The sequence below is a fragment of the Trichocoleus sp. FACHB-40 genome, assembly GCF_014695915.1.
Lineage (GTDB): Bacteria > Cyanobacteriota > Cyanobacteriia > Cyanobacteriales > FACHB-T130 > Funiculus > Funiculus sociatus.
In genome coordinates this window covers 85,850-98,264 of record NZ_JACJPF010000111.1, presented here as the reverse complement: position 1 = coordinate 98,264, position 12,415 = coordinate 85,850, and the positions used below count along the sequence as shown (strand labels likewise).

Sequence of the window (12,415 nt, the reverse complement as noted above, 5' to 3'; positions counted from 1 at the left end):
TCAATTACTTACAAATTAGTTAACTCCTTCATCCCATTTGCTGCTGTAATATTTGCCACTTTTAGGGAATGTTTAAGTTGTAGTTAACTATGGAGAAATTAATAAATAATTAATCTTAATTTCCGGAATAACAAACAAAATATCTATCAGAATGGGGACGCAATATGTCAGTTTATTGGAATAGGTGGCTAAAGAACGATTCAAAATGTTGGGATGATATGAACAACTTCTGGTCTAGCGATCGCTCTTTGCAACTCCTGATATTTCATCTGGCAAAGTTTCGGAAACTCAAGCTTCCCGTCTCACCATCTACACCACGACGAGCAAAGAAGCGCGATCGCGTGAATGCAAAGATAATGGTGATACCTAGTCCATTTGTCCAACCTAAGCCGTATAATAAAATGTTGGCCAAATAGCCTTTTAGAAACTACCGCAGACTGAACAGTTAGCTACTGGTGTCAAGTGTATGCAGCTTGCAACAACTCACGCCAAGCGCCTCCTAGTAAACAGCTCCAGTTAATGCTAGTTATCCTAAAAGCCTAAATACTGCACTTTTTTTAACCCAGTCAGCGGCGGGAGGCGTTGAAATGAACTTGAACGGTAAAAGCAAAATTCCGGCAATTGTCAAAAATTACGAAGCCCAACTGTTGACAGAGTGGCTAAACGAGCAAGTAGCTGCTGGTATCCGTAAAGACTTGCTCAGGGAGACAGAACTACGCGAAGAGTGCAAAGAATTTCTTGACCTGTTTACAAATGCAGTACAGGGAGGTAATTTAACCGATATCCAAACGTCTCAGTGGCGTGGCGTGCGGGATTTGCTGGCTTCGATTTCGCGATCGCGATCGAATAAAGGCTTCACCCCATCAGAAACCGCCATCTTTGTTCTTTCCTTTAAGCAGCCTTTATTCAGCCGCTTGCGCCAGGAACTAGCACAGGATGTCGAGACACTTATAGATGAGATTTGGTGTGCCACTAACCTCCTAGATAAGCTAGGACTCTGGACGACGGAAAGCTATCAAAAAGCCCGCCAAGAGGTAATCCTCCGCCAGCAAGAGGAATTGATGGAACTCTCAACGCCAGTCGTAAAACTGTGGGAAGGGATTTTAGCATTGCCCATTATTGGCACCCTCGACAGCGCCCGCACTCAGATTGTCATGGAATCTCTACTAAACAAAATTGTCGAAACGGGTGCAGAAGTTGCCATCATCGACATTACCGGAGTGCCAACCGTAGATACCCTGACAGCGCAGCACCTACTAAAAACAGTAACAGCTGCTCGACTGATGGGTGCTGATTGCATCATCAGCGGTATTCGTCCCCAAATCGCTCAAACCATCGTCTACCTGGGCGTGGATCTGGCTGATGTAATTACCAAAGCTACCTTAGCCGATGCCTTTGCTCTAGCCTTAAAGCGAACGGGGGTGGCGTTCGTTCGCTCCCAGACACCCACTTAATAAGCAAGGAGTTGTAATGGAACGCATCCCCATTCTTCAGATGGGCGAATTCCTCCTAGTCACTATTCAGGTGGATATGCACGATCGCCTAGCGATGACCTTGCAGGACGATCTGACAAACCGGATTACCCAGACAAATGCTCGTGGTGTCCTGATCGATATCTCAGCATTGGAAATAGTTGATTCCTTTATTGGGCGGATACTGGGAAACATTGCCAAGATGTCGCAGGTGCTAGATGCACAAACGGTTGTCGTAGGAATGCAGCCAGCAGTCGCCATCACTTTAGTAGAGTTAGGACTTTCCTTAACAGGTGTTCGCACAGCCTTAAATGTTGAGAAGGGAATGACTCTTTTGCAGCGATCGCTACGTAGAGACAGCGGCTATCGCGTCTCCACTCCAAGGGGGTTTCTGGATGGTGATGCACAAGCATGAAACCATGAGCATCAACACTTCGGCAGATGTTGTGCTAGTACGGCAAGCCGTGCGTCAGTTTGCCGTAGAGCTGGGTTTTAGCCTGATAGACCAGACTAAAATTGTCACGGCGGCGAGCGAATTAGCACGCAACACCTTGGACTATGGCGGTGGTGGAACAGTCAAACTAGAAGCATTAGATGAAGGAATTCGTCGTGGTCTGCGTTTGACTTTTGAAGATTCGGGGCCAGGTATTCCAAACATCGATCTAGCGCTAAAAGACGGCTTCACCACCGGAGGTGGACTCGGTATGGGCTTAAGCGGTACAAAGCGGCTGGTGAATGAATTTAATATTGTTTCCAATGTCGGCGAAGGCACCTGCGTCACAATAACCAAGTGGAAGTAACTATATGAGAGATCCAGTCGGCTTGCCCATCTTAGAGCCTAGTCAGGCTGGTGAAGCCCGACGGATGGCTTTATCCCTCGCCAGTAGTCTCGGTTTCAACGAAACAGAACGAGGGAAGGTAGGCATTGTTGTCACCGAAATGGCAAATAACCTGGTTCGTCACGCTACCGACGGTCAGTTGCTGCTCCAAGCTGTGGAAAAAAACGACATCGTGGGGATCGAAATCCTAGCGCTGGACAAAGGGCCAGGAATGAGCAATATCAGCGAGTGTTTGCGCGATGGCTATTCTACGGCGGGAACTCCGGGAAATGGCTTAGGCGCGATCGCTCGCCTCTCCACTGTTTTTGATATTCATTCTGTTCCCAGTGTAGGGACAGCCTTATTAAGCCAACTCTGGGCTAGTCCTAACCAAGAATTGCCGCTACGCAGCAATATAGATATAGATATAGGTGTAGTGTGCTTGCCCAAAATAGGTGAGGAGGTTTCCGGTGATGCTTGGGCAATAGATCGCTGTGGCGATCGCACTCTGTTATTAGTTGCAGATGGTTTAGGTCACGGGCCTCTAGCCGCCGAAGCGTCGTTAGAAGCGGTGAGGATATTTCGAGAGAATGTCTGTCAAAGTCCTAAAGAAATTATTGAAGCAGCTCATGCAGCTTTGCGAAGTACACGGGGAGCAGCAATGGCGATCGCTGAAGTAAACTTTGAAAAACAAGCAGTTCATTTTGCTGGAGTGGGCAACATTTCTGCCTCAGTTCTTTCTCCCAACCAAGAGATAGGACTAGCCCGTTCTTACAGTATGGTTTCCCATAACGGCACTGTCGGGCATGAGGTTCGCAAAATTCAGGAGTTTGTTTATCAGTGGCCTAAAGGGGGGATTTTGATAATGCACTCCGACGGTTTAGGTACGCAGTGGCGTTTAGATCGTTATCCTGGTTTAGTCGCAAAACATTCCAGCCTGCTTGCTGGAGTTCTATACCGGGATTTTACCCGACACCGCGATGATGTCACGGTACTGGTCGCACGGGAAAATTATTAATAACTCTAGGGTAGGCAAGATGCCTGTTTATTTAATTGCAGGCAAGATGCTTGTCCTACGGAAGAACTATAGCAGTCCTAAATGATTCGTGAAGGCGAGATCCGCCACTTCTCTAAGAAGTGGCGGATCTGAAGGGCTGGGTCACAACTCTGGATCGGATGGCTATATAGCAATCTTTACACGGGTTGTAAGAATTGCTCAACCGTAAAGAGGCGTTGGCGGAGCCTGCGCGTTAGCGCTTAGAGCAAGGGAGGAAGGGAAAGAAGGAAGAAAGACGAGGAAACAGAGAAAGAAGAGAGACAGAAGGTTTTATAAATGATTTAGGATTGCTATATCTATTAATAAATAACCTATGGCTAAGGAAGAGATAGTTATCCTCACTATAGAAATACGCTTTGAACAAGATGTCGTTTTGACACGTCAGCGGGTGCGCCAGATTGCGGAGTTGTTGGGTTTTGACTCTCAAGATCGGACGCGCATTGCTACTGCTGTTTCTGAAATTGCCCGCAACGCTTTTCAATATGCAAAGGGTGGAAAAATTCAATTTTGGGTGGAAGGCGAATCACCTCAAATATTCATGGTTTCCATTCGTGACAAAGGGCGGGGTATCCCTAATCTCAAGACTATTCTAGAGGGAAAATATGCGTCGAATACGGGAATGGGGTTAGGCATTATTGGCAGCAAACGACTAATGGATCAGTTTCGCATTGACTCAACCCCTGAGCAAGGAACAGTGGTGGTGATGGGGAAAAATCTGCCTAAACGCAGTCCTATAGTCACCACAAAACGTTTGGCTGAGATTGCTAATGAGTTGATAATGCGATCGCCTGAAAATCCTTATTCGGAAATTCAGCAGCAAAACCAGGAACTGCTTCGCACTCTAGAAGAACTAGAAAAACGTCAAGCCGAGCTAGCTCAGCTCAACCGTGAGCTAGAGGATACTAATCGGGGTGTTGTGGCACTATATGCAGAATTAGACGAAAAAGCTGATTCTTTACAGCGCGCTAATGAACTTAAAACTCGCTTTCTCTCGAATATGAGTCACGAGTTTCGCACACCGCTAAACTCTATTTTGTCTCTGTCCCGCCTACTGCTAGATCGGATGGATGGGGAATTGACAGATGAGCAAGAAAAGCAAGTAAGGTTTATCCGCCAATCAGGTGAAGGACTTTTGGAGTTAGTTAACGACCTTTTGGATCTGGCAAAGATTGAGGCGGGAAAAATTGTTATTCATCCGAATGAGTTTGAGGTGAGCGAGCTTTTCGGCGCTTTAAGAGGTATGCTGCGTCCTCTTCTCGCCTATAATTCTTCAATTTCGCTGATTTTTGAAGAACCCGTTGGTATTCCCACACTCTACACTGATGAAGGCAAAGTTGCTCAAATTCTGAGAAATTTTATTTCTAATGCAATCAAATATACAGAAAAAGGTGAAGTTCGCATTGCTGCCAAATTGGTTGGTAGAACGGTAGTTTTTTCGGTAGCTGATACCGGAATTGGCATTGCACCGGAGGATAAAAAGCGAATTTTTGAGGAATTTGTCCAGGTAGATTCCGCTTTTCAAAAGCGGGTTAAAGGCACAGGACTTGGACTTTCTCTATCACGGCATTTAACCGAATTGCTAGGCGGCAATGTTTCTTTAACAAGTGAGGTGGGAAAGGGTTCAACGTTCTTTGCTATCATACCGATTAGCTACAATAATTCCGAGTTTGGGGCAGTGGTGCCCGATGTAAACTGGCAGTTAGATCAGTCTCGTTTGCCTGTACTCGTAATAGAGGACAACGACGAGACATTCTTTACTTACGAGAAGTATTTTCAGGGTTCAAATTATCAGCTTATTCAAGCGCGATCGCTCCAAGAAGCCCAACTTGCTCTTGAGATGTTTAAACCTGTCGCGGTAATATCTGACATATTACTAAAAGAGCAAAATACCTGGAATTTGATTTCAGAAATGAAACAAAATGAAGCAACGCGGGATATCCCCCTGCTCGTGATTACCGTTATCAATAACGATAAAAAAGCGCTAGAATTGGGAGCAGATGCGTTCTTTGTCAAACCAATAGAGCGATTATTACTATTGGATAGCTTTAATAAACTTATTAATAAAAAGAGACAACAGAAAATTTTGATAATTGACGATGACCAAGTATCCCGATATTTACTAAAGCAATTATTAGCTTATACTAATTTTACAATCCTTGAAGCCGAAAACGGACGCGAAGGTATCCGCTTAGCGGGAGAAGAAAATCCGGATTGCATTTTTCTGGATCTGGCAATGCCACATATGAACGGATTTGAGGTGATAGAAGTTCTAAAAAGCGATCGCGCTACTAGCAATATACCGGTAATTATTAATACATCAAAAGTCCTAGAAGAAGAGGAAAAAAGGGATCTTGCCCGCAGGACGGTAGCGATTCTCTCTAAAGATCCATCGCGGGAAGATGCGATCGCCCGAAGTCGGGAAGCACTGCTTAAAGCTGGGCTAGTGCTGGAACCTGGAGAAAAAAATCATGGATGATAGCGTTATAACTATTCTGCACGTAGACGACAACGAAACTAACCGCTATGTCGTCAGCCGGATGCTAAAACAAGCCGGATTTCTGGTGAAGGAAGCAGCAACAGGCGAAGCTGGTCTGCGAATGGTTGAACAACAACCCGACTTAATTATCCTTGACGTGAAGCTTCCAGATATCGATGGGTTTGAGGTGTGCCGCCGGATTAAGGAAAACCCTGTTACGTCCTTTATTCCCGTACTACATTTATCCGCTAGTTTTGTCAAGAGCCAAGACAAAGCACAGGGATTAGAAGGCGGTGCAGATGCCTACCTAGCCCAGCCTGTAGAGCCAATAGAATTGATCGCCACTGTCAAAGCGTTGCTCCGCATCCGAGAAGCTGAGGAATCGGCGCTGGGTTTAGCGAAGGAGTGGCAGACTACCTTTGATGCAATAAGCGACGGTGTTTGTTTACTCGATGCCGAAGGAAAAGTCCTGAGATGTAACAGCGCCATGTGTCAGCTTCTAGAGAAACCCTTCAGCGACATTGAGGGTAGCTTTCACCAGGAACTCCTACAAAAAATACTGAGTTCTATCGAGGTGTGTCCCTTTTCTAGCATTCAGGAAACTCAGCGTCGCGAAAGCAGAGAGCTAAAGAACGGTACGCGCTGGTTTGCCATCACCGCAGATCCGATATTTGACCAGAGCAAAGCTTTCACAGGTGCGGTTTACATAGTAGCTGACATTAGCGATCGCAAGTCTGCCGAGGAAGCACAACGGGTAAGCGAAGAGCGGTTCCACCTGTTGTTGGAAAATGTGAAGGAGTACGCAATTTTCTTTCTCGACACAGAGGCGCGTATTGTCCGTTGGAGCGCTGGGGCAGAAAGCATTTTAGGGTATCAGGAAGCAGAGATCCTGGGACAACATTCTTCAATTATCTTTACCCTAGAAGACCTGGAGCGCGGCGAGGACAAAAAGGAACTCCACTCAGCAGCAACGGAAGGTCGGGCTGAGGATGAGCGCTGGCACGTTCGCAAAGACGGCAGCCGTTTCTGGGCAAGTGGCTTCGTAACACCCTTAAAAGATGAAACTGGATTGCGAGGCTTTGTCAAAATCATGCGCGACTTCACCGAACGCAAGCAAGCTGAGGACGAACGCGCCCAGCTACTCGCCTCGGAACAGGAAGCACGCACCGCCGCCGAAGCAGCCAACCGGATGAAGGACGAATTTTTGGCGACACTTTCCCACGAATTGCGATCGCCACTAAATGCGATGCTAGGGTGGCTGCGACTGCTCAATACTCGAAAGTTTGACGAAGCAACTACTGCTAGAGCTATGGAGACAATTGAACGGTCTGCCAGAGCGCAAGCACAACTGGTTGAGGATTTGCTGGATGTCTCCCGCATTATTCAAGGCAAACTCCGCTTGAGTGTCCGCCCAGTGGAACTGTCTACAGTCATTGAGGCGGCTCTTGATACCGTCCGCCCAGCGGCTGAGGCTAAGGCAATCCGGCTGCAAAGCATACTCGACCCGGCAGCCGGGCCAGTTGCAGGCGACTCAGACCGTTTGCAGCAGGTAATCTGGAACCTGGTATCTAATGCGATTAAGTTTACGCCCAAGGAAGGGAGCGTTCAGGTTAGCCTGAAACGGATTAACTCTCATGTGGAGATTACAATCAGCGATACCGGAGAAGGCATCAACCCGGACTTTGTGCCTTATGTTTTCGAGCGGTTCCGTCAAGCTGATAGCTCTATCACTAGGCAATACAGCGGACTCGGACTAGGTTTAGCGATTGTCCGCAACTTGGTAGAACTGCACGGCGGAACAGTTCGCGCTCACAGCGAAGGCGCGGGGAAGGGAGCAACATTTATTGTCAAACTTCCAGTTATGCCTGTCCGTGTAGAGACAAGCAATGCGGAGCGGGTACAGCCAGCAGCTGTTGAAAGTGGAGTATCGTTCGATCCGCCCTCGCTGGATGGGTTAAAGGTACTTGTGGTGGATGACAATGCTGATACTCGCCTGTTTCTGACTACGGTACTCCAAGAGTGCAAAGCCCAAGTAAAAGCAGCTGCATCGGTAAGCGAGGCAATGGAGCTGATTAAACAGTCAAAGCCAGATGTTTTAGTCAGCGATATCGGGATGCCTGAAGAAGACGGCTATACTTTGATCGGCAAGGTAAGAGCGCTATCGCCAGAGCAAGGGGGCCTGATTCCAGCTGCTGCACTAACAGCATACGCTAGGGCTGAGGATCGGACGCGATCGCTTATGTCCGGTTTTCAAATACATTTACCTAAGCCTGTGGAACCAGCCGAGTTAGCTGCGGTAGTTGCAAACCTCGCTGGGAGAAGTGGAATTCGTTGCTAATTGCTAATTGCTAAATGTCATTAACCCTTGACTAATACCTGTCATAATCTATCGGGTCATCTCGTCTGCTTTCCAACCGAGGCGGCAGAAACTCAGAACGCCTTCTTTGAGTTACACTTGGCGGGTGAGTAGGAATCGGATGAATCACTTGCACTGTCCGGGAATGACGCTGCTGTTGCGAGAACACAACAAAAATTCCTGCAACGACAATGCCACCAAACAAGGTTAAAACGATTCCTCCAAATGCCCAGAGTACACCGGAAAGAATTTGATTATTCTGCTGCCCAGCAGTTGCCAAAGTCGCTGAGTTCACCTGTCCTCCCAGCACATTTGTTTTTGCCTGCGTTGTCAGAGCCTCGATAAGCGTCTGCTGATTCCGCAGTTGAAGTTTCATCTGCTCAGTTTCATTCCGCTGCTGTTCCAGCTGATCTCTGAGCCGTTCTGTGTCGTTCTGCTGTCGTAGACAATAGGAAGAAGATTGAGTCTGATCCTGCGGCGCGATCGCGCTAGCAGCAGGAGGAGGCGGCGGCAGCTGCCCCGTCATCGAAGGCTGACCAAGCGGCGGCGGTGGCACCGCAGTATAAGCGGATAGGTTAGTTTGGCCTGCACTACCTCCTGTCTTCAGCAAGACGATAGCCGCAATTCCAGCGAAGGCAGCCCCGGCCAGAAATGCCATACTTTTATCACTCATCGTTCTTGCTTCTTAACTGCAACTTAACCACACACAGAACTGACGCACTCTGACCAACCTCACTTTAACCCGACTTTACTCGCGTTGAACACCGCAACTGAGTATAGGGGGTATTGAGCAATTTGTTAACACATCATATCTTTTATGAATACTTCTAATACATTCATGCACCAGAATATTTTAGGTATCTATTTCAAATTTTTTTACCTGGGCTTTTGCCCACCTAGATACTCATCAGTGCTATGCTTGCCACACTAGGCGGTTATCATGTCTTGGGGTCTACCATCGGCATCAAAACCACCGCCATTTAGCCCAAGATTCTGCGAAATGAGCGCATCAGAAGAACTGGTTACTTATGAAGGCGGCTGTCACTGTGGCGCAGTGCGCTTTCGCGTCATAGTGGACGAGCATAACGCAGATGATTGCAACTGCTCCATCTGTAGAAAGAAGGGTTTTTTACATTTAATTGTGCCACCAGAGCATTTTACCTTACTGTCTGGTCCAGAGGTTTTGACAACCTATACCTTCAACACTGGTATTGCCAAGCACACTTTCTGTCGTATTTGTGGGATTCACCCATTTTATCGCCCCCGCTCCCATCCCGATTCGATTGATGTCAACGTGCGCTGTTTGGATGGTGATGTCTTGTCTCGCTTTCACATCGTTCCTTTTGATGGGATGAATTGGGAGGAAAACGTACATAAGATTCGCTCTGAGACATCCAAAACCGAGTGATAAATCGGCAAATATTTCAAAAAAAAATTAAAATCAAGCTAAATGGTAGATTAATTCTGCCAACGGCGGGTACTAAAATGCAAGCATGGTCAGGGGCATTGGTTCAAAGAAGCTGTTGAAGGCTGGAAGTGGCTGTAGGCAAGCTCTTACCCAACAGCCGTAGCGGTGAGAAAAATTAGCAAGTTCTGACACCGTAGCGGTTCTTTAAGGGTAGGGAACGTTTTAGACTGGCAATCTTCCTTGGCTTCTAATCTTATAACCTGACATTTATGTAATGGCTCAGCTCTCAAAGCCGAATTTCAGTGGAATGCGATCGCGTCTGGTACGCACAGGTGCCTCAGTATGGAGGCTACCAACAGTTCTAGTGAGTGTGGCAGTCAGTATCTTTGTGGTGGGGTTGCGGCAGCAGGGCCTGCTGGAAACCTTAGAACTGGGTGCTTATGACCAAATGGTGCGGCTGCTACCAGAGGAAAAACCAGACCCCCGCCTGTTGGTGGTGGCTGTCACGGAAGCGGACATCCAAACTTACAAAAATTACCCAATAACTGATGGCGTGATGCAGCAGTTATTGACAAAACTGCTTTCAAAAAATCCGCGTGCTATCGGGCTAGATATTTATCGCGATTTGCCCGTAGAACCGGGTCATGCGGCATTCTCCAAGCTAATGAGTAGCGATCGCCGCATCGTTCCGGTGTGTGCAGTCAAAGACGCGGAAACCCCCGGCACACCATCACCGCCCAAGATTGCCGATGACCGCGCTGGCTTTGCCGATATAGGGAAAACTGATTCTGATGGCATTATCCGCCGGGGTTTGTTATTTGTCTCTCCATCCGCTCACAAGCCTTGTCCTAACCCTAACTCCTTTGGGTTCCAGTTGGTACAACGTTACTTGGAAAAAGAAGGAATTGAACCAACAGACAGTGAGGAAGGTTATCTCAAAATAAAAAATGCCGTATTCAAACCGCTACAAGCCAATGATGGAGGGTATATACGGGAAGATACACGCGGTTATCAAATCCTGCTAAATTACCGCGCCCCCAAATATCCGGCAAAGCAAGTCACAATGTCCCAAGTTCTCAACGGTCAGGTTGACGAAAACTTGGTAAAAGACCGCATTGTTCTCATCGGTGTCACCGCCGCCAGTGTTGATGATGCTTTTTATACTCCTTACAGCGCTGGAGTGACGGGAAACCGCAAAATGCCCGGAGTTGTGATTCATGCCCAGATGGTAAGTCAGATTCTCAGCGCTAGTCTAGATGGGCGTCGTCAATTTTGGTTCTGGCCTGAGTGGGGAGAAGCACTTTGGGTGGTAGGTTGGTCTGTAGTCGGCGGGCTGGTGGCTTTTCGGCTGCGGCATCCAGGGCATCTGGCACTGGCAGAAGGCGCGTGCTTAGCAGTTTTGTCTGGAACGTGCTGGCTTCTGTTTACTCAGGCGGGATGGGTGCCAGTGGTGCCGCCAGCCTTGGCTTTGGTGATGGCTGGTGCTGGGGTGATGGCTTACAATACTCACCAAGCCGAGAAAGAGCATAAAAAGATTGCGCTTTTGGTTCGGGAACAGCAGAATAACCTGCTGGAGATGCAAGCACTGCTGAAAGAAAAACGGCAGGAGACTTTAGCGACAGGAGCGATCGCTCCTGAACAATCTTGGGCGCTAACGGATGATTCAACAGCGATCGCTCCTGAACAATCTTCGGCCATAGATGATAGTTCAACAGCGGTCTGGGAAGACAACCCAGACGCGACTACCAAAGCCGCCGATCTGCACAACGAGCAATCAAAGCGGCCTCTCTTACCATTGTCCTTAGCCGGACAAATAGGCGATCGCCGGGGTGGTTCCCTACTAGCAGGACGCTACAAAACCGTTCGGGGTTTAGCTTCCGGCGGTTTTGGTCACACCTATCTAGCAGAAGATATCAAGCGACCTGGTAATCCCCTGTGCGTGATTAAGCACTTGATGCCTGCTCATCGTGATGAAAAATTTTTGCAACTGGCAAGACGACTGTTTCACACAGAAGCGGAAATTCTAGAACAGTTGGGTCATCATCCTCAGATTCCCCAATTATTAGCTTATTTTGAAGAAAACCAAGAATTCTACTTAGTTGAAGAATTTGTCAAAGGTCATCCGCTGAGCGACGAATTACCAGTAGACAAGCGCCTACCAGAAGCACAAGTAGCTGAAATCCTGTACGGGATTCTAGAAACTTTGGCTTTTATCCATGAAAACTACGTAATCCACCGGGATATCAAACCCAGCAACATTATCCGCCGCGAAAAAGACAATAAACTGTTTTTGATTGACTTTGGGGCGGTTAAACAAATGCAACCCCAAAACCCTAACGAACAGGAAAATCTCACCGTTGCCATTGGTACGAAAGGTTACACGCCACCTGAGCAATACAAAGGTAAGCCAAACTTCAGTAGCGATATCTACGCCGTTGGCATAATTGGTATTGAGGCGCTGACAGGCATATCTCCCCAAAAGCTTTCTAGTGACGAAACCTGCAACGTCATCTGGCGCGATTTCGCCTCAGTTCAGGAGGAATTTGCCAACATCATCGATAAAATGGTGCGTTACCACTTCCTCGACCGCTACCAGACAACTTTAGAGGTACTCAACGATTTGAAACGCCTAAAAGATTCTGGCACTTTACAACAGTCGGTCATGCCCAGACAAGATTTGGGACTCACAAGTGCGGAGCCAGAAATTAGAAGTCCCTCTTCAGGGGTGCCGAGATGAGGGGGATTGGGAATTGGGGGCTGGGTAGCAGAGGGAGCTAGGGGATTACCACTCCATAGTTAACAGGACTTACGCAGTTAATTAGTGAATG

The 12,415-nt window shown here is 47.6% G+C and carries 10 protein-coding genes; 8 read left to right on the top strand and 2 right to left on the bottom strand.

What is annotated here, in order from left to right; all coding sequences use genetic code 11:
- Nucleotides 1-265: 265 nt before the first annotated feature.
- Nucleotides 266-412 (bottom strand): hypothetical protein, encoded by a 147-nt coding sequence (locus H6F63_RS27300; protein WP_190640434.1) that lies wholly within the window; start codon nt 410-412, stop codon nt 266-268.
- A gap of 175 nt (nt 413-587) precedes the next feature.
- On the opposite strand from H6F63_RS27300, the gene H6F63_RS27295 reads away from it, so the two are divergent.
- The 6 genes from H6F63_RS27295 (at nt 588) to H6F63_RS27270 (ending at nt 8,161) form a co-directional block, all read left to right on the top strand.
- A complete protein-coding gene (locus H6F63_RS27295) occupies nt 588-1,454 on the top strand; it encodes an STAS domain-containing protein (protein WP_190640433.1) in 867 nt (288 codons plus the stop codon).
- A 16-nt stretch (nt 1,455-1,470) separates the two neighbouring features.
- On the top strand, nt 1,471-1,887 hold the full coding sequence (locus tag H6F63_RS27290) for an STAS domain-containing protein (protein WP_190428087.1): 417 nt from the start codon (nt 1,471-1,473) through the stop codon (nt 1,885-1,887).
- 4 nt (nt 1,888-1,891) lie between these two features.
- Complete coding sequence (locus H6F63_RS27285) at nt 1,892-2,272, top strand: anti-sigma regulatory factor (protein ID WP_242020172.1); 381 nt, start codon at nt 1,892-1,894, stop codon at nt 2,270-2,272.
- 4 nt (nt 2,273-2,276) lie between these two features.
- Entirely contained in the window at nt 2,277-3,308 is a 1,032-nt protein-coding gene (locus tag H6F63_RS27280) for an ATP-binding SpoIIE family protein phosphatase (RefSeq protein ID WP_190640432.1), read from the top strand.
- A gap of 352 nt (nt 3,309-3,660) precedes the next feature.
- Complete coding sequence (locus H6F63_RS27275; protein WP_190640431.1) at nt 3,661-5,823, top strand: ATP-binding protein; 2,163 nt, start codon at nt 3,661-3,663, stop codon at nt 5,821-5,823.
- Nucleotides 5,816-8,161 carry a response regulator gene (locus tag H6F63_RS27270; protein ID WP_190640430.1) on the top strand — a complete coding sequence of 782 codons (2,346 nt, stop codon included), beginning with the start codon at nt 5,816-5,818 and terminating at the stop codon, nt 8,159-8,161. Before H6F63_RS27275 ends, H6F63_RS27270 begins: the two co-directional genes overlap by 8 nt.
- 31 nt (nt 8,162-8,192) lie before the next feature.
- Here the strand turns inward: H6F63_RS27270 and H6F63_RS27265 are convergent, their stop codons facing one another.
- Nucleotides 8,193-8,852 carry a heterocyst differentiation related protein gene (locus H6F63_RS27265; RefSeq protein WP_190640429.1) on the bottom strand — a complete coding sequence of 220 codons (660 nt, stop codon included), beginning with the start codon at nt 8,850-8,852 and terminating at the stop codon, nt 8,193-8,195.
- Between the two features lie 327 nt (nt 8,853-9,179).
- Between H6F63_RS27265 and H6F63_RS27260 the strand changes: the two genes are divergently transcribed.
- Both H6F63_RS27260 and H6F63_RS29575 read left to right on the top strand, forming a co-directional pair.
- A complete protein-coding gene (locus H6F63_RS27260) occupies nt 9,180-9,587 on the top strand; it encodes a GFA family protein (RefSeq protein WP_190640428.1) in 408 nt (135 codons plus the stop codon).
- Nucleotides 9,588-9,861: 274 nt separating this feature from the next.
- The gene (locus H6F63_RS29575; RefSeq protein WP_199298313.1) at nt 9,862-12,324 is read left to right on the top strand and encodes a CHASE2 domain-containing serine/threonine-protein kinase; all 2,463 of its coding nucleotides are present in this window, start codon (nt 9,862-9,864) and stop codon (nt 12,322-12,324) included.
- Nucleotides 12,325-12,415 lie beyond the last annotated feature (91 nt).

What these genes read in the sequence shown, in the direction of transcription:
- H6F63_RS27270 (WP_190640430.1), top strand. Translation starts at nt 5,816, where the DNA reads ATGGATGATAGCGTTATAACTATTCTGCACGTAGACGACAACGAAACT.
- H6F63_RS27265 (WP_190640429.1), bottom strand. Translation starts at nt 8,852, where the DNA reads ATGAGTGATAAAAGTATGGCATTTCTGGCCGGGGCTGCCTTCGCTGGA.
- H6F63_RS27295 (WP_190640433.1), top strand. Translation starts at nt 588, where the DNA reads ATGAACTTGAACGGTAAAAGCAAAATTCCGGCAATTGTCAAAAATTAC.
- H6F63_RS27260 (WP_190640428.1), top strand. Translation starts at nt 9,180, where the DNA reads ATGAGCGCATCAGAAGAACTGGTTACTTATGAAGGCGGCTGTCACTGT.
- H6F63_RS27275 (WP_190640431.1), top strand. Translation starts at nt 3,661, where the DNA reads ATGGCTAAGGAAGAGATAGTTATCCTCACTATAGAAATACGCTTTGAA.
- H6F63_RS27290 (WP_190428087.1), top strand. Translation starts at nt 1,471, where the DNA reads ATGGAACGCATCCCCATTCTTCAGATGGGCGAATTCCTCCTAGTCACT.
- H6F63_RS27280 (WP_190640432.1), top strand. Translation starts at nt 2,277, where the DNA reads ATGAGAGATCCAGTCGGCTTGCCCATCTTAGAGCCTAGTCAGGCTGGT.
- H6F63_RS27285 (WP_242020172.1), top strand. Translation starts at nt 1,892, where the DNA reads ATGAGCATCAACACTTCGGCAGATGTTGTGCTAGTACGGCAAGCCGTG.
- H6F63_RS29575 (WP_199298313.1), top strand. Translation starts at nt 9,862, where the DNA reads ATGGCTCAGCTCTCAAAGCCGAATTTCAGTGGAATGCGATCGCGTCTG.